The 17,783-nt window shown below is 41.9% G+C and carries 17 protein-coding genes and 1 tRNA gene; 9 read left to right on the top strand and 9 right to left on the bottom strand.

All coding sequences use genetic code 11. The annotated features are described in order from the left end of the window. Nucleotides 1-2 precede the first annotated feature (2 nt). Both H6G69_RS02395 and H6G69_RS02390 read left to right on the top strand, forming a co-directional pair. Nucleotides 3-317, top strand: coding sequence for a hypothetical protein (locus H6G69_RS02395; RefSeq protein WP_190681225.1), 315 nt, complete (start codon nt 3-5; stop codon nt 315-317). Then, entirely contained in the window at nt 307-675 is a 369-nt protein-coding gene (locus H6G69_RS02390; RefSeq protein ID WP_190681121.1) for a pentapeptide repeat-containing protein, read from the top strand. The genes H6G69_RS02395 and H6G69_RS02390 overlap by 11 nt, the downstream gene beginning before the upstream one ends. On the opposite strand, the gene H6G69_RS02385 is transcribed toward H6G69_RS02390, so the two are convergent. From H6G69_RS02385 to H6G69_RS02365, 5 genes are all read right to left on the bottom strand, one after another. After that, nucleotides 672-1,484 (bottom strand): DUF1838 domain-containing protein, encoded by an 813-nt coding sequence (locus tag H6G69_RS02385; protein ID WP_190681120.1) that lies wholly within the window; start codon nt 1,482-1,484, stop codon nt 672-674. The two genes, H6G69_RS02390 and H6G69_RS02385, sit on opposite strands and share 4 nt — an antisense overlap. Before the next feature lie 21 nt (nt 1,485-1,505). After that, a complete protein-coding gene (locus H6G69_RS02380; RefSeq protein WP_190681118.1) occupies nt 1,506-2,366 on the bottom strand; it encodes a GGDEF domain-containing protein in 861 nt (286 codons plus the stop codon). A 157-nt stretch (nt 2,367-2,523) separates the two neighbouring features. Beyond that, nucleotides 2,524-5,232, bottom strand: coding sequence for a CHAT domain-containing protein (locus H6G69_RS02375; RefSeq protein ID WP_190681115.1), 2,709 nt, complete (start codon nt 5,230-5,232; stop codon nt 2,524-2,526). Between the two features lie 271 nt (nt 5,233-5,503). Next, complete coding sequence (locus tag H6G69_RS02370; RefSeq protein WP_190681113.1) at nt 5,504-6,520, bottom strand: glycosyltransferase family 2 protein; 1,017 nt, start codon at nt 6,518-6,520, stop codon at nt 5,504-5,506. Nucleotides 6,521-6,534: 14 nt separating this feature from the next. Further along, complete coding sequence (locus H6G69_RS02365) at nt 6,535-7,239, bottom strand: C40 family peptidase (protein WP_190681111.1); 705 nt, start codon at nt 7,237-7,239, stop codon at nt 6,535-6,537. A gap of 6 nt (nt 7,240-7,245) precedes the next feature. Between H6G69_RS02365 and H6G69_RS02360 the strand changes: the two genes are divergently transcribed. Beyond that, nucleotides 7,246-8,184, top strand: coding sequence for a serine hydrolase (locus H6G69_RS02360; RefSeq protein ID WP_190681109.1), 939 nt, complete (start codon nt 7,246-7,248; stop codon nt 8,182-8,184). A gap of 316 nt (nt 8,185-8,500) precedes the next feature. Then, a complete protein-coding gene (locus tag H6G69_RS02355) occupies nt 8,501-9,325 on the top strand; it encodes a hypothetical protein (protein ID WP_190681223.1) in 825 nt (274 codons plus the stop codon). Nucleotides 9,326-9,385: 60 nt separating this feature from the next. Here the strand turns inward: H6G69_RS02355 and H6G69_RS02350 are convergent, their stop codons facing one another. The 4 genes from H6G69_RS02350 to pds form a co-directional block, all read right to left on the bottom strand. Then, nucleotides 9,386-10,699: an ABC transporter substrate-binding protein gene (locus tag H6G69_RS02350; RefSeq protein WP_190681107.1), complete on the bottom strand. Its 1,314-nt coding sequence runs from the start codon at nt 10,697-10,699 to the stop codon at nt 9,386-9,388. Between the two features lie 192 nt (nt 10,700-10,891). Next, nucleotides 10,892-10,983: transfer RNA gene (locus H6G69_RS02345), tRNA-Ser, on the bottom strand. A gap of 257 nt (nt 10,984-11,240) precedes the next feature. Further along, entirely contained in the window at nt 11,241-12,173 is a 933-nt protein-coding gene (crtB, locus tag H6G69_RS02340) for a 15-cis-phytoene synthase CrtB (RefSeq protein WP_190681105.1), read from the bottom strand. Beyond that, entirely contained in the window at nt 12,157-13,596 is a 1,440-nt protein-coding gene (pds, locus tag H6G69_RS02335) for a 15-cis-phytoene desaturase (protein ID WP_190681103.1), read from the bottom strand. The genes crtB and pds overlap by 17 nt, the downstream gene beginning before the upstream one ends. A 213-nt stretch (nt 13,597-13,809) precedes the next feature. Here pds and H6G69_RS02330 point away from each other — a divergent pair, with 213 nt between their 5' ends. The 5 genes from H6G69_RS02330 to H6G69_RS02310 all read left to right on the top strand — a co-directional run bounded on the left by H6G69_RS02330 (nt 13,810) and on the right by H6G69_RS02310 (nt 17,733). Then, nucleotides 13,810-14,895, top strand: a complete 1,086-nt coding sequence (locus H6G69_RS02330; RefSeq protein ID WP_190681102.1) for a glycoside hydrolase family 3 protein — start codon at nt 13,810-13,812, stop codon at nt 14,893-14,895. Beyond that, on the top strand, nt 14,883-15,272 hold the full coding sequence (locus tag H6G69_RS02325) for a hypothetical protein (protein ID WP_313950116.1): 390 nt from the start codon (nt 14,883-14,885) through the stop codon (nt 15,270-15,272). Before H6G69_RS02330 ends, H6G69_RS02325 begins: the two co-directional genes overlap by 13 nt. 127 nt (nt 15,273-15,399) lie before the next feature. Then, a complete protein-coding gene (locus H6G69_RS02320; protein WP_190681100.1) occupies nt 15,400-17,046 on the top strand; it encodes a radical SAM protein in 1,647 nt (548 codons plus the stop codon). Between the two features lie 11 nt (nt 17,047-17,057). Next, nucleotides 17,058-17,249: a CPXCG motif-containing cysteine-rich protein gene (locus tag H6G69_RS02315; protein ID WP_062287893.1), complete on the top strand. Its 192-nt coding sequence runs from the start codon at nt 17,058-17,060 to the stop codon at nt 17,247-17,249. Between the two features lie 19 nt (nt 17,250-17,268). Continuing rightward, nucleotides 17,269-17,733 (top strand): SRPBCC family protein, encoded by a 465-nt coding sequence (locus H6G69_RS02310; protein WP_190681099.1) that lies wholly within the window; start codon nt 17,269-17,271, stop codon nt 17,731-17,733. Nucleotides 17,734-17,783 lie beyond the last annotated feature (50 nt).

Here is a 17,783-nt window from a genome sequence, read left to right as displayed (position 1 = left end):
TCGTGAATGTACAAGAATTCCTGCGATTAATCGATAAACTGGGTCAGTGTCCGCAAACCTTATCAAAACCACTACAAGCCTTATGGTATGACAAAAAAGGTAATTGGCATCAAGCTCATGAAATTGTCCAAAGTCTCAGCGATGCTGATAGTGCTTGGGTTCATGCTTACCTGCATCGCAAAGAAGGCGATATAAATAATGCACGTTATTGGTATCACCGTAGCAGTCAGTCGGAGTTTATTGGCGAACTCCAGCAGGAATGGGAACATATTACTTCTCAATTATTGCAGAAAGCTAACGTCACTCATGGATGCTGAACAATTACAACAACTTTACTCCGCCGGAGAAAGGTATTTTCCCGCCGCTAATTTAGCTAGGGTTAAGTTAATTGCTGCTTATTTACCAGGAATTAATTTATGGGGAGCAGACTTGAGTGGAGCTAACCTCGCTAAAGCTAAACTTTGGGGAGCAGACTTAAGTCAGGCTAACCTTGCAAAAGCGAATTTAACCAGAGCGAATTTGTCTGGGGTGAAATTGAAAGACGCAAATTTGCGCGGAGCAAAACTCAACTTTGCCAAGTTCTATGGCGCAGATTTAACTGGGGCTTATTATGATGACAGCACGCGCTTTTCTCGAGGTTTTGACCCAGTTAGCTATAAAATGCGGAAGTTTTAATCTTCGGCTGCGGGGAGGGGAAAAATTTCCCCAGCTAAGTAAGCATCAAAATTCTGCTGAAAGTACAGCCAAGAAGTCATATCTTCCCCATCGATAAATGCTTTTGGTGCTTGCTTATATAAAGGAACGCGGTGATTAATTTCCTCTTGGAGTAGTGGCGGTAATTGGTTGAAACCAGCAACTTTACTCCCATAAGCACTATAAATCAAATTACCAGGGCGATCGCTCATTTTCATCCACGGCAACCACTGACCAATGCGATCCCAACTTAACCTCAGTTGCGAAACTGAGGTTAATTCAGTATTAAATAAATCTGCGGTGGGAACGGTTAATTTAAATAATTCCGCCGCTTGATAAGTTGTAAAAGGACTATATTCACGAAATTTTGGATCTTCCGCCAAAGGGTTTGGATATGTAGGAAAAATATCAAAGACAAAAGTTGTACTATCGCCTTCAACTTGTGCCGGAAATTTACCTTGAAAATGACCTTGCACGGGATTATTAGCTACGTGAAGTACAGGGACAATTTCTCCAGTCCAAGGATTTTCCCACTTTGGCAAAATCTCTTCTGTTTCTGGATGTAAATAATAAGTCAATTCCCTAGAGGTAAAATCCCAACTACCTGCTTCTATCGGAATACATCTACTGACACTGACACCCAGCATTTTAAATAATAGTTTTCTTTTCTCACCTGGCACAAAACTATAAATTTTACCTTTCCAAGTTAAAAAAGTAGATTCGCTAGGCTCAAGGGAAGAACGAGTTTTTACCCAGCATTGAGCATCTAATTCTTGGACTTGTGACCCCATCTGATATCTCCTGACCAATAATTAACTTTCATCCACTAAGTTGGTGGAAAGTTCATGATGTAATAAATTTTTACCTTTTTTCTTAGCACTATACATCAAATCATCTGCCTTCTCTATCATTTGACTGACTGATGTGGGTGGTTTCAAAAAAGTAATTGCGCCCATACTAAAAGATACAGGCCAATTTTGTTGTTCCATAGAACCTGTCAGCGTATTTTTTAATCTATGTAATACTACTTCTGCGGCATCATAATCAGTGCGCGGTAGTAAAATGGCAAATTCATCGCCGCCAATTCTGGCAATTATATCTATTTTCCGGAGATTATTTTTAGCAGTATCAGCCACAGAACACAGCAGGCGATCGCCAACAACATGTCCAAACTGATCGTTAACTGTTTTAAAATTATCTATATCAAAATATGCAATCGTCAAAGGCTCTTTATGTCTTAAAGATTTATGAATTTCCAGATTGGCTAAATCTAAAAAAAACAACCTATTATTTAGCCCGGTTAAAGCATCAGTTCTAGCTAAGTTTTCTAAATTTTTTAAGATAGTTTTTTGTTGAGTCAGCAAAAAATTGGTAAATAAAAAAAATACTAAAATGACAATTGTATTCCAATAAGGTACTAAAGGATGTAAATAGTGAATATTTGATTTTGGATAGACAATTAAATTTGTAATCGCACTAATAATTGATATGGTTATCCCTGAACACTGATCGGAAAACCATGTGGCAATCCCAATCGGAATTAAGTAAAATATTGCTACAGAGATTTCTGGCGGTATGTAATAATCAATCAAACCAATAATAGCGGTTAATAAAATGCTGAGAAATATTGATAAGAATTTAGGTTGATTCTCTAATATTCTAATTAACTTCATATTTCCCCTCAGCTTAACTGCAAAAATTGTATGCAGTTCCTTGTGGGTAAAAAGCGTACCTTATTTTAGTTATTTTTTCACTAGCACATATATTGTCTAGTTTGTCAATAAATTGATAACAATAAAGTTTGGCAAATCAGCAATAACATTTAACTTCCTATTGCCAGTTTCCTACCAAAACATAAGGCGACCAATAATAAGGATGGGGTGGTAAATTTTGCAACTCTGGAAAAGGAGGATTTGTCTTCAAAGATTCTAAGAGCGAGACTTGAGCTTTTCTTAAAGCATCAGCTTGCGTGCTGCCTGATAGTTTCAGATTTTCGTAAAATTCACCCATAAATTGAGCGGTGGAAGCATCTCCCACTGGCCACAAAGTTGCAAGAGTGCTACGCGCACCGGAACGTACTGCTACTCCCGCCAAGCCTAAAACAGCCCGTTCATCACCTGTGGCGGTTTCACAAGCACTAAGTACCAACAATTCTATAGTTGTACCTGGTTCTTTTAACAAAGCACTTAACTCATTAATACTGATACTTTTACCATCGCCGGTAATAATAAAATTCTTTTCAGGATTAGAACTAAATAGCCCATGTGTGGCTAAATGAATTACCGGGAAATTCAATTTCAATTCTTTTTGAATAGTTTTAGCCGTAAACTGTTGATTAAGTAGCTTTTGCGAAGCCGGAAAAGTTGCTTTAATTTGAGCTAACTCATTCGGTACATTAATTAAGGCGGCGAAAAATGCTTCTCCTACTTGAATTTGTTCGCTGACTCCAGCCGCTAAAACTTTAAGTGGTTTTCTGGCTAATTTTTGCGGTTGAATTAGTTGCAAGCTAGGCACTAATGCCACACTATATTTTTCAATTAAATATTGTTTACCATCATATAGTGCGGGTATTGGCACTCTTTGGAATCTGCCGTTTAAGACAAATACTAATCTCTTAATTTGGCTATTTTCTAACTGTGGTTCAAAAGGTAAAATTAGCCAATTATAAACTTGGTTAAAAATTGGTAATAATATTTGCAGATTATCTCGCAATTCTCGAGGATTGGGGTTAGAAGTAGATAAAATATTCCGTGCAGAATTGTTGATAGTAACATTATCTAAATAATCATAGAGTTGATCGAGTGTCTCATTAACTGATTTTTCGTTAACCGGAATCACCACTTCCTGTAAAGGTTTACCTGATAAAGAAAGAATCACTTCTAAGCGGTCTGGCAAAACAATAGGATATATAACGGCAGCACGAGAATCAATATTATCAATTTGGACTGAGACATTTGTGGCTTCCGAACAAGGGTCTTGAAAGAAGTTATCCAGTTCGGCTAATTGCAAAGACTCTATGACTTGTCGGGCTAACTCGAGACGATTTTGAGGTTTTGTTGCTGGCGATTTTTGATGTTTAAAGTTCGGATTGGAGATAATGATAGAATTTAATTCTTCATCACTAATATTGGATGATAAAAGCAAATCTACTAACTCTATATAGACAGGTTTAACTTCTTGTAAAAAGTCAAACTGCACATCCTGATTGTTAGCATTTAAATCGCTACGCAGAGATTGAAGAGTATTAAAAGCAGCAGAATAAGCTGCGATCGCACCTTTAAAATCTGTTTGTTTACGTAATAAATTTCCTAGCTGAGATTGCCACAAATATGTAATTTCTCTCGCATCCCCATTAATATTTTGTTCTTGAGCCAATATCAATGCTTTTCGCGTTACCTGGGTGGCTTGGGTTAAATTGTTTTGTTGAGCATACAGTTTGCCTAGATATCCTAAGATGTATGTCTCAGCACGTTTATCTTGGATAGTTTGTGCTTGTTGCCAGGCATTGTTTAAGATAGGTTCAACTTTGTCTATTTGCTTACTTTGTAATAAAGATTCGGCAAAGTTAATTTGAGCATAAATGGCAGCGCGGCTAGGATTTAAACTCCCTAATTGTGGTGCAATTTGACTTTGCAATAATTCGGCATCTTGATTTAACTGCAAATCTAACTGCGCCAAAAATTCTTTAGCTCGTTGAATTAATTTAGATTCCCGAAATCTCGTCCAAGAAGCAATGCGCCGATTAGTTTGTTCACGCCACCATTTTTGTGTTTCTAGTAATAGTTGAAAGTGATTTAGTCGCGCTTGAATTTGTGGAATTATTGGTGCTGATGTGATTTGTGTAGCTTGGTTATAGTAGTTAATAGCTTTTTGATATGGTGCTAGGGCATCGGTTACAGATTTAGCGTCAATAATTTCTGTGACTACATCATAATCCCAGCGATCGCGAGTTTGATTACCCAAAGTGCGTTCGGTGTTGCCTAAACTTAGCAGCACAGCACTTTTTTCTGGTGATTCGGGTATGGATGACAGACTTAATTGTAAAATTTCTTGAGATTTTTGCAATAAACCTTGGCGGCGTAAAACATCTCCTAAGCTACGCAAGCCAATGGCTTGAACGAGAGTAAGGGAATTTTGCTGTTTTGCTAAGGTGTCGCGCAGTTGGGTGATTTGAGTGGAACTACAATCAGGATTGGCAATTGCAAAAGCCTGGAGTAAAGTTTTGCAAGCTTTGGGATATAGCCCTAAATCTTGCAAAGCCTGAGATTGGTTGATCAGGCTTTTATTCATACCTTCCTGATCGCCTATTTTCTCATAAGCTGCCGCCGCCGCTTGCCATAACTTGGCTGCTGCTTCTACTTCGCCGGCATTGTAGCGTTGTTGTCCTTCTCTTGCTAGTTCTAAGGCACTAGTTCCTGTATTCGCAGCTTGTCGCTGGGGATAATTTGACCAAGCTGGAATCGTGAAACTAGATAGTAACCCTAATAAAGCCGAAAAAATTAAGATAAGTAAGCGACGGCGCTGTTTAGCAATTCGCATGAGCAGGAAGCCGATATTAGTAGTAATTTAGAAAAATTGGCGTTAAATATAAATATTTTTCTTTTTGACTATTGGCTCAAATTGAGATTTTTGAGAGTAACTCTGTATTAATCTACCACTGCTAGGTAGTATGTTTGACTATTTCTCCAAATTTCTGAATGTGGAATCGGCCTTAAAAGACAATAGAGAAATCCCCATAATTAAAATTAGGGGCAGGCAAACCATATTCTTCGGGTCTGATTCTTTCATGCTTTGCCTGTTCCCTGATTAGTTAGTTAGGCTTTTTTGTCACGACTTCGCGCACACGATAGATTGGTCTACCTTGGGATTCGTGATAGGTACGCATCAGCAACTCAGCTAACAAACCAAAGCAAAATAATTGCACACCAGTTACTAGTAGCAAAACTGCCAAAATTAACAAAGGGCGATTACCAATCATCTCACCCATTGCCAACTTGATAAAAGTCAAGTAAATGCCAATTCCTAAGCCCAAAACCATTGAAGTCAAACCCAACAACCCAAAAACATGCATCGGGCGGGTGAGGAATTTTTTCATAAACAAAATTGTTAACAAATCCATTAACACCCGAAAAGTGCGGGAGATGCCGTACTTACTCCGACCAAACCGCCTAGCATGGTGACGCACTGGCATTTCGGTAATTCTTGCCCCTTCAATATAAGCCAGCGCTGGTAAAAATCGATGCAATTCGCCATAGAGGTGCATATCTGCCACTAATTCTGAACGATAGGCCTTTAAAGAACAGCCATAATCATGAATATAAACGCTAGTTGTTCGCCGAATTAGCCAATTAGCAATTTTAGATGGTAACAGACGATTGACCGCGCCATCTTGGCGTTTTTGCCGCCAGCCACTGACTAAATCGTAACCTTCATCCAGCTTTGCCAATAACATCGGAATATCAGCCGGATCATTTTGCAAATCAGCATCTAAGGTCACAATTGCTTTGCCAACTGCATAGTTAAACCCAGCAGACATCGCTGCCGTTTGCCCGTAATTGCGCCGCAAAATCACCGCTTTTAAATCACTGCGGCTTTGCGCTTGTGTTTTGAGAAATTCTGCCGAACCATCAGTAGAACCATCATCAACACAGATGATTTCATAACTAATGTGATTTTCTGATAATGTTGTAGCGATCGCCTCTAACAACAAAGGTAAACTTTCCACTTCATCGCGGATGGGTACAACTACCGACACATCCGGCACATTTGCCGAAATCGCCTCATCCTCCTCCTGTGCCATTCTCTCCCTAATTAACCCGCTCCTCATAACTCTCTGCGTCCTCAGCGTCTCTGTGGTTCGTAACTTTGTACAACTCTGCCAGCACCTCGCAGCTGCTGGTAATATGACCGACTGACCTCATCTCCCTGTTCCGAGAGAACGTCAATTCCAATCCCATTGCGTCCTTGAGCTTTTCCCGAACTATGGATGTAAGCGTTCTCCCCCAAATACAGCCCAACGTGGGTAGCTTTTTGGGGAGTACCAAAAAAAACTAAATCCCCTGGTTGCAACTGGGTAATATCAATTGGTGGCAAAAATGCTTCTTGCTGATAAGCATCCCTGGGTAGCCAAATTCCTACCGATGCAAACGCCGCCTGCATCAACCCGGAACAATCATAATTTGGCCCCAGCGTCCCGCCCCAGAGATATTCGTTAGCTTGCTGCATAGCTTGATGGGTAAAGGCAATGACCTGTGGCAGAAGTTTTTTAATCTCATCTTCCGACCATCTTGCTGCTTGATAAGGTACAGTAGCAGGTTGTAATAAACCCAAATCGGCAACAGATACCCACCCTGGATAATCATCCTCACACAAATACACCTCAACTGCGGCATCTTGATGATTTGATGTTACCTGTAAATGTCGCCCATTGGCGGCTTGAGTTGCCAAGCGGGTGCATTCAGGCGAATCATATAAATTGAGGTCAGCAAGACACTGATATTCATCCTCGGTCAAATTGAAGATTTGGGATTCTGGATTAGAGAGCATTATTCAATGGTTTTCTTCAAAAAAGACGAACAACTAGAAAATCTCGGTAATGGCATTTTAGAAGCAACTTGGGCAACCTTTCCGACCTTAGCCCGTAATCAAATTGCCCTGACTTGGATTGTGTATGATCCGCCTGTACCCGTAAATACTGGTGGTGCTTTAACTCCAGATGCCTTTTGGAATCACCCAGTTCGGGGATTTACTTATCGCGGCGTTGAGCGAATTTACCCCGCGAGTGTGGTTAAGTTATTTTACTTGGTGGCAGTTCACGAGTGGTTAGAAAAAGGCATGATCCAAGCTTCTAAAGAATTGGAACGCGCCTTGGGCGATATGATAGTTGATTCTAGTAACGATGCGACAAGTTTAATTGTAGATATTTTGACTGGTACGACATCAGGGCCAGAGTTACCGCCAGGGCCATTTGAAACTTGGAAGCAACAGCGACATATTGTAAACCGTTACTACCAATCTTTGGGTTGGGATGAGATGGAGACAATTAACGTTTGTCAAAAAACTTGGGGTGATGGCCCTTATGGGCGAGAACGGGCATTTTATGGCGAGATGTTCGAGAATCGCAATATGTTAACGACCAACGCGATCGCGCGTTTATTACATAGTATCGTCGGCGGTGTCGCCGTTGCGAGTGGGCGATCGCAGTCTATGATGAACATTCTTAAACGCAGCATTAACCCTGAAGATTTACCCAAAGATGTGGAAGAAGACCAAATCACCGGGTTTTTGGGTGGTGGACTGCCGCAAAATTCCCAAATTTGGTCAAAAGCAGGCTGGACAAGTCAAGTTCGCCACGATGCCGCGTATATTGAAATACCCAATCAACGTCCTTACCTACTGATAGTGTTTACTGAAGGTAAAGCCAATGCCAAAAGCCGGGAAATTTTACCCTTTGTCTCGCAATCAATAGCCCAAGCCATTAGCCAACTTTAAAATAATTCAACGAATCAAAATTGCTACTAGACCCACAAAATTTACCTACGTGTCTTTCCTGCAAAAGTCACCCCCGCAGGTGATTTTGGGTCGTGTAGCTGCGATTTTGCATCACTTCTGAGCAGTTCACTGCTCGTTAGTCCCCTAGCATCTACAGAAAAGCGTTGAAATCTTTAACATTTTCCTTTCCGTACCTACGTCCTTCTCAGGATGTAGGAAAGATTTTCTGATGTTAAAGTCGAAGTATTGCCCAATTTTGCAGTTTGATTCCGCAAAATTAGCGACTTTTGGCGGCAATATTTTGTTAGGAGTGAATGTGAATACTATTTTTTTGCGTAATGGTGTTGTTTTATTGCCAGGATTAGCTGCTTTTGCTGTTCTGTTCAGTAGTTTTGCGGCTATGGCTCAATCAGTAGATACTCAGCAGTTAACCGAATCTTCTACTACCGCCACGTCTCCCCATCAGACAAACGCGGAACTAAAGGTTACATCTGAAAATTTATCAATACTAACAGCCACAGAGTCAGCCAAAGCATCAGACTTAGCTGCACCACAGCAATTTCCTAGTGTAAATACTCAAACAGCTGCTAGTTCAACCCTGACACCAATTCCTGGGACAGTAGCAACCTCATCAGCATCTCTGACACCTGAAGCAGTTGAATCTAAAACTGAACCTGCGGATGTCAAAGTTGCCCAATCAGATATTGAAGTTGGTAGACCTACCCGTGGCGGCAGAAGCTATATCGGAGTTGGCTTTAATGTTGGTTTAGGGGGTGGAGACTCATCTTTAGGAGATGGCAACTTTGCTGTTCTCAGTAAAATTGGACTGACTAATGCTTTTTCCTTTAGACCTTCAGCTGTGTTTGGGGACAACACTACAGTGTTAATTCCCGTCACCTACGACTTTTCATTGCAACAATCAGATCCATTTAGCGAACCATTAGCTATCGCGCCTTATGTGGGAGTAGGGGCTGCAATTAAAACAGGCGATGATTCCAAAGTTGGTTTCTTAGTCACCGGTGGTCTTGATGTACCACTCACCTCACGCTTTACCGCCACAGCTGGTGTGAATGCTGGCTTCTTTGACCAAACCGATGTCGGTTTATTAGTGGGAGTTGGTTACAACTTTAGTAACTACTAATTAAGTTAAAAGTTAAAAATCAAAAGGCAAAAGAATTTTTTCTTTTGCCTTTTTCAGGAGCTACTTAGGTGTCACTTTATCAATCACGGTAATTTTACCGTCATCGCCTACACTCCAAACATCATAGACACCAAGCACATCACCATTAGCATCGATATCTACGTTGCCGCTAGCACCTTGGTAGTTAATCGTCTTCCCTTCTTTGAGTAACTTTAAGCCTTCACAAACATCTGTAACTTCTGTACCTGGGCCAGCAGAAACTTCTCGAATTTTACTAGCAATGCCAACACCTGTGTCGTTTTTAGCTGCTTGCGCTGCTAAAACTAGCAATGCTGCTGCATCCCAGGCTTGGGGTGCGTATTCTCCTGGGGAACCACCTTTTTTCTCTTTCCAGAGTTTGTTAAAGGCTTCTAAGGCTTTGCCATCAGAACCAGGTACTGTCCCTAACGCCCCAGTTAAGATGTATTTGCCATCGCTACCTTTACCAACTTGTTCGGGGAAGGTAGGTGATTTCACGCCATCGGTGAGCAGAATTTGGACTCCTTTGGTCAACCCTTGTTGATAGGCAGCTTTTAACAAAAGACTACCTGTTTCGGCGTAGAGTACAGCTACTACTGCATCTGGCTTACCAGCAAAAGCGGCTGCGGCTTCTGTATCAAAGGTTTGGGCTTTGGGGTCATACCGGACAGGATTATTTTTATTAACTACCGTACCACCTAATTTTTCAAAAGTTTCGACAAAAGCTTTTTCAAAACCAACACCGTAATCGTTGTTAATCACAACTGTGGAAACGCGTTTAAAACCTTTTTTGTTAGCTAATTGGGCTAATGCTAAAGCCTGATAGGTATCGGGGGGTGCAGTCCGCGCCCAATACCCTTTAAAGTCGCCTTTTTTCGCTTTATCAGTAAATACGGGACTAGTGCTACCAGGAGACACCAACATCACTTTATTGGGTACAGCAACGGAAACTGCCGCAGTTGAGACACTACTTGCAAAGGAACCAACTACACCAGCCACTTTATCCAATGTTGCTAGTTTAGTCATACCAGCAGCACCAGCTTTCGGGTCAGTTTGATCGTCTACTTCTACAAGTGTGACATTCTTACCATTGACTCCACCGCAGGCGTTGACAGTATCAACTAGCAAAGGCACAGAACCGACCATTTGCTGACCGATAGAAGCTAAGTCTCCGGTTGTGGGTAGTAAAGCACCAATTTTTAATCCGTCACCACTGCTGGTGGTAGTGGTTGTATTAGCGGCTGGGGTGGCTGTAGTGCCAGCATTAGGTGAATTAGGGTTGTCACAAGCTGCCATCAGGAAGCCTGTTGTTATGGTAACGACACTCAAGGCTAAGGCAGCAGTAATTCTTGGCATAATTTACTTTCACTCCTGTGATGTTCAGGAGCCTGAAAGTAAGATTCAAACTAGATTTCGGGTTAGCTCGATCTTAACAGACTCCAAGTGATAAATAATAGCATCCACCATAAGGAGTAGCCGTGTTTATGCCGACATTAATATTTATTTACAGACACACTATACTTTGAGTGTGTAGAAATCTCTCGAAAACGGAGAGGGAGGGATTCGAACCCTCGGTACGGAGTTGCCTGCCGTACAACAGATTAGCAATCTGCCGCTTTCGACCACTCAGCCACCTCTCCAGGGTCACGAATATTTATGATAGCAGATTTTTTGGTAAAGTCAAACAATTTTTAGAAGTCAGAAGGCAGGAGGTAAAAACATTACTGTTCCTAGATATTTAAGCTCTGAAAATGTCTTAATTTATGTGACTACAGGTATATGGTCAATAGTCATGAGAACAACTATTAACCATTGAATAGAAGGGCTGAAAGAAACTAAAAGCCTCTTCACTTCTGCCTTCTGCCTTACCTGAACGAGAAATATTCACGCCAACCACTTATAGTACTTGCGATCGCATCCAAGCTAAGGGTAAGGTACTTAATTTTTTGAGTTGCGGCACATAAGCCCGTTGGCTGAAAACATCATAGTCATTGCGTTCTATGGCATCCAAAATCTGTCCGTAGAGCATGGAAGCTGCCCAGACTGGCCAACGAGCGTCGGGTGCTAGATGGGTAATACCCTGTTCGGCTTTTGTATAAAACTGCCTCGCCCGGTCAATTTGAAATTGCATTAAGGCACGCCAACGGTCATCAACTACGCTTTGAAAGAACTCTTGCTCTGTGTAGTTAAATCGCGCTAAGTCTTCTAGAGGTATATATATGCGTCCGCGTCGGGTATCTTCGCCCACATCCCGCAGAATGTTGGTGAGTTGATTGGCAATGCCGAGGGCGATCGCTTCTTCTGTGGGATTATAGGGTGGTTTTTGTTTATCCCAAGGTGCTGTCTTAGCTTCAGTATTTACACCCATAATTGCTGTTGACATTAACCCCACAGTGCCAGCCACACGATAACAGTAGAGGTATAATTCCTCAAATGTCTCGTAGCGACTGCGGTATAAATCCATACGTTGCCCAGCAATCATATCCCGAAAGGGCTGAATATCTAGTGGAAACTTTTGTAAACTATCCACTAAAGCGACATCGTAATTTTCTTGTGGGTGTCCTGCAAAAATCGATTCTAGTTGCTGCTCCCATAGGTCTAGGGTTTCTGGCGTGGTAATTGCAGATGCAGGCCCATCTACTAATTCGTCTGTACGGCGACACCAAGCGTAAATTGCCCAAACAGCTTGACGCTTTGCCGGACTCATCAGCAAAGTACCAAGGTAAAAGGTTTTGGCATACTTGGCTGTAAGTTGCCGGCAAAGTTTATATGACTCGTCTACAGAGACCAGCGTTTTCATGCGCGCTTTGGAATCAGGCAGTTGCAGCATTCGTTGCAGGCGGTCGGGTTAGCGTTTGTAGGTTTGAGGCACTAGCCTCTGGCAGCGATTCACAAATCGCCTGCGCTGTTAGCTTACCAGAAAGTACGGCCCCTTCCATACTGCCTAGGTAGCGTTGCATGGTGTAACTCCCACTCAGAAAGAAGTTGGCGATAGGAGTTTTTTGGGACGGACGATACTGTTGACGACCAGGAGTCGCTTTGTAAACTGAACGCGGCGTTTTCACTACATGAGATTTCAACAGTTTGGCTGGATTTTCTTTTCCAAAGTGGTCGGGGAAAAGTTTTTCCAACTCAGTCATAGTTGCAGCCACAATTTCCTCGTCAGATTTGCTGACCCAATCTTTAGCTGGTGCTAGAACTAATTCCAGCATTGAGCGGTCTGGGTTAGCATATTCTCGACAAGTGTTGCTCATATCAGCATAAACGCTGAGGAGGGGCGATCGCGAGAAAAGTAGATGATCAATGTCTGTTAATTTGCGATCAAACCAGAGATGGAGGTTGACAACAGGTACACCTTCTAAGCCTTCTAGCTTTTGAAAGAATTCCATTTGCTGCCAAGGTTCGGGCAACATAACTTTTAAAGGATCAACTGACATCGCTGATACGTAAAAGTCTGCTGTGACAACTTCATCGGGTTCGCCGTTTAACCCGCGCAGCCAGAATTCTTTGACTGTGCCATCAGGGTTCAGCACAATTTCTTTGAGGGGGGCGTTGAGTCTAACTTCGCCACCACGCTCGGTAATGTAATCAACTATGGGTTGACACAATCTTTCTGTAGGTGAACCATCTAAAAAGGCAATTTTGGAGCCGTATCGCTCTTGCAAAAAGCGATTTAGTGCTGTTAATAAAATTGTCGAAGAAACTTCATCAGGGTTGATAAAAGTTAAAGCTTTAGAAGCAGCAATAAACACGTCACTTGCTACACGTTCGCCAACGCCTTGTCTTTTCAGCCATTCAGAAAAGCTGTATTTATCCATCTCTTCAACATACTTTTGACCGCGCACGATGGCTGGAAGCAGGCCAATAGCAAAGCGAATTTTCTGCTCCCAAGTCAACATATCATTGTTGCGCAGAATCGAGGCAATGATGTTGAAGGGAGATGGAATATCAGGAACATCAAATCGAGAAAGTGTTCCGGGTTTTTCTGGTTGATTAAAAATTAGTGTATGCTCTTTCCACTGAAGACGGTCTTCAATGCCCAACTCCTTGAGCAATTGCAGCATATTGGGGTATGCCCCAAAGAAGGCGTGTAACCCGGTTTCGTACCAGTCGCCGTCAGAGTCTTTCCATGCCGCTACTAGGCCACCCAATACGTCTCGACGTTCCAAGACAATGGGAGTGTGACCTGCGTCTACAAGATATTTCGCGCAGGAAAGTCCTGCTAGACCAGCACCAGCGATCGCTACTCGCATTTAAACCTACTGTTCTTCAATATTTCTTAATGGTTTTGTCGTTCTCATTATACGTTGCAATCCGTTACATTTAGCAGTGATTGTGCGATCGCTTGGGGAAAAAGTTCCTATTTTAGGGAATAGGGTTGTGGCAACAGGAAACAGTTCGGTAACTTCTGGTTACGTTAATTAATTTGTATAAAAAATAATTTAAAATTTAAGTAGAATCTTTTTATGACAGAATCACAGCAGCTAGAATTATTTGGCAATCACCTGATTATGGGGATTTCCGGGACGACATTAAACGATGATGATAAACAAGCTCTAAGTGAATTAAAACCAATTGGTGTCATATTTTTTGCCAAAAACTTTATAGATAGCGTTCCTTATGAGGTTTGGTTAGCCAGCTACAAACAACTAATCGACCAAATTCGAGAATATGCTGAACGCGATTCGATGTTTATGACTTTAGACCATGAAGGTGGACGCGTAGTACGCGCACCTTTACCTATTACGAGATTCCCTTATGCAACGCTTTTGCGATCGCAATCTCGTAAAGTAGCTAAAGCTACAGCAACCGAACTAAAATCACTGGGAATTAACGTCTCTTGGGCCCCTGTAGCAGATATTTACTCTAATCCGCGTAATCCTGTCATTGGGCCGCGTGCCTTTGGTAACATACCAGAAATAGCAGCCCAAGGTGCTGTGGAATATTATTTAGGGTTACAAGAATCGGGGGTTTTGGGATGTGCCAAGCATTTTCCGGGACACGGAGATACTAGCACAGATTCTCATTTAGAGTTACCAGTGCTGAATTTAACTGTACAAGATTTGCGCGATCGGGAATTGATACCTTTTAAAGCTTTAATTGCCGCGCAAATTCCCTTAATTATGACCACTCATATATTGTTTCCCAAAATTGACCCAGATGTGCCAGGAACTATCTCACAACCTATTCTGAAGCAGATTTTACGAGAAGAATTAGGGTTTGAGGGCGTGGTTGTGTCTGATGACTTGGATATGAAAGCAGTCTCAGATATGTTTACGCAAAGTGGCACTGTTGCACGCGCCTTTAATGCTGGGTGTGATTTGTTTATTGTGTCGCGCAATATCCACTCATCGTCTATTGAACGGACTTATTACATGGCGCAAGATTTTGCTGATTCTCTTACTCAGGGTAGTTTGCAGGAAGATGTAGTTACAGCCGCTAGGGAGAGAATTGAAAAACTGTTAGCACAAACACCACAATATATGGTTCATGCTTTAGATAAAGCTACATTACTACGACACGCGGAGTTAGCGATCGCTTGTACTTTTTAATAAAGCAATTACAAACTCTTTACCCTCTCTGCGCAACGACAGTCGCTACAACGGGACTTTCTCCTGATAACCCATTCCGAAAAGCGGCGTTAGAATTACTGTACAACTTGCAACAAAATTTACAATTTACGCAAAATCAAGATGAAGAAGATAGGGAGTTAGTTATGCGGTTAACACCACTTTATCAACAAGATAGAGAACAGGCGATACAGCAAGGTGAACGCTTAGTTGTGGAGAATTTGCTGAAGGTTCGCTTTGGTGAATTAGATAATCAACTACAAGCAATTATTGAACCTTTATTAGCTTTATCACCGGAAGAATTTACTCCTTTACTGTTGCAATTATCGCGGGAAGAATTAATCACTAGGTTCTGTTAGGTTATACTAGATAAGGCTTGTAAATTTACTTTTAAACGCAGAGGCTCGCGGAGGTAAACGCAAAGGTACGCAGAGTCTTTTTTTCGGTTTTTTAAGATAAAAATTGGAATCTAAAATCTAAAATTGCATGACATCATCTGTATTTGCTGCTGAAAGACTTTTATTTACTCCTACTACTCCTGATACTGATGCGATACCTTTAATTTTTGCCTTTCCTAATGAGTACAATGTGGGTATTACTAGCCTTGGTTATCAGATAGTTTGGGCAACTTTGGCAATGCGCGATGATGTGCAAGTGAGTCGCCTATTTACTGATATTCATGAACAACTTCCTAGACAGCCGGAAATTGTGGGATTTTCGATTTCGTGGGAATTGGATTATGTCAATATTTTAAATTTACTGGAATCTTTAGATATTCCGATTCGGGCAAAGTTACGCAATGATACTCATCCGCTAATTTTTGGTGGTGGCCCAGTTTTGACGGCTAATCCTGAACCTTTTGCAGATTTTTTTGATATCATTTTGTTAGGAGATGGGGAAAATCTGCTAGGTAATTTTATTGAAGCGTATCAAGAAGTAAGAAATGCTGATAGACAAATTCAGCTTCAAAGATTGGCACAAGTACCAGGGATTTATGTTCCGAGTTTGTATGAGGTGGAATATCACACACCGGATGGTGAGGTAAAGTCAATTCAGCCAATTGATGCAGATGTGCCGACAATTGTGCAGAAGCAAACTTATCGCGGCAATATTCTCTCAGCTTCAACGGTGGTAACTGAAAAAGCTGCTTGGGAAAATATTTACATGGTGGAGGTGGTCAGAAGTTGTCCGGAAATGTGCCGCTTTTGTTTGGCAAGTTATCTGACTTTGCCATTTAGAACTGCTAGTTTGGAAGGTTCATTAATTCCCGCGATTGAAAGAGGTTTACAAGTTACAAATCGCTTGGGATTATTGGGTGCTTCTGTAACACAACATCCAGAGTTTGAGGAGTTATTAAATTATATTAGTCAGCCAAAATATGATGATGTGCGGCTGAGTATTGCTTCGGTGAGAACTAATACGGTAACGGTGCAGTTGGCAGAGACTTTAGCAAAACGCGACACGCGATCGCTTACCATTGCGGTAGAGAGTGGTTCTGATCAACTGCGGCAAATTATCAACAAAAAGCTGCAAAATGAAGAAATCATCCAAGCGGCGATAAATGCCAAAGCTGGCGGACTCTCAAGTTTGAAACTCTACGGGATGGTGGGTATCCCTGGGGAAGAGGCGGAAGATTTAGACGCAACTGTGGCGATGATGCGGAGTATGAAAAAAGCTGCGCCTGGACTAAGGTTAAGCTTTGGCTGTAGTACCTTTGTCCCAAAATCCCATACACCATTTCAATGGTTTGGGGTAAACCGTCAAGCAGAGAAGCGGTTGCAGCTTCTACAAAAACAACTCAAACCGCAGGGAATCGATTTTCGCCCAGAAAGTTATAACTGGTCTATCATACAGGCTTTGTTGTCGCGGGGCGATCGCAGATTATCCCAACTTCTCGAACTTACCCGCGACTTTGGCGACTCCTTGGGTAGTTATAAACGCGCTTTCAAGCAACTTAAAGGACAAATTCCCGACTTAGATTTCTACGTCCATACTAATTGGTCAACATCTCAAGTCTTGCCTTGGAGCCACTTGCAAGGGCCGCTACCGCAGTCTACACTACTAAAGCACTTGGATGAGGCGACAAGTCATTTCCGTTCAGCCTCTAAGGAACTACAACCGTTAAATTCGTAGTCAAAATTTGAATGCAAACCACTGCTGAGTATTACTGCGCCTTTTGCGGCGAACCAAACTTAACCTTTATTGACTTGAGTGCGGGGGGACAACAATCTTATGTTGAAGACTGTCAAGTTTGTTGTAACCCCAATATTTTGTATATCAGGGTTGATGAAGACACCTTAGATATCGAAATTGATACCGAATACGACGAAGGCTAAATTTTAGGTTTTGCTGTTCATGCTGCACTTCAACCATTCATCTGTAATTAATGCGCCAATAGAAGTAGTTTGGCAATTTCACGAAAGACCAGATATCCTGCAAATGCTAACTCCACCTTGGCAGCCAGTCCAAGTAGTCCGGCGGGAGGGAGGGCTGGAAAAAGGTGCTATTACAGAGTTTCGTTTGTTTCTGGGGTTAGTACCTTTAACTTGGTTAGCGCGTCATACCCAATGCGAACCATATCACCTATTTGTTGATGAACAAATATCTGGCCCCTTTGAAACTTGGGTACATCGCCATGAATTTCAGTCGGAAGATGGCAAGACCAAGCTAACAGATGTGATTTCTTACTCCATGCCAGGGGGAGATGCGGTTGATTTGATTGGTGGCTGGCTAGTGCAAAGTCAACTAGAAGCAATGTTTCGCTATCGCCATTATGTCACGAAGCGAGAATGTGAAGGTAAAGGCGGCAACTGGTGGTGAAAATTGGGATTTGAAGCTAAATACTAGAAGGTAAAGTGAGTTTCCTGCTA

The sequence above is a fragment of the Nostoc sp. FACHB-110 genome, from assembly GCF_014697425.1.
In the GTDB taxonomy this organism is placed as follows: Bacteria; Cyanobacteriota; Cyanobacteriia; order Cyanobacteriales; family Nostocaceae; genus Nostoc_B.
This window is presented reverse-complemented; position numbering and strand designations above follow the sequence as displayed.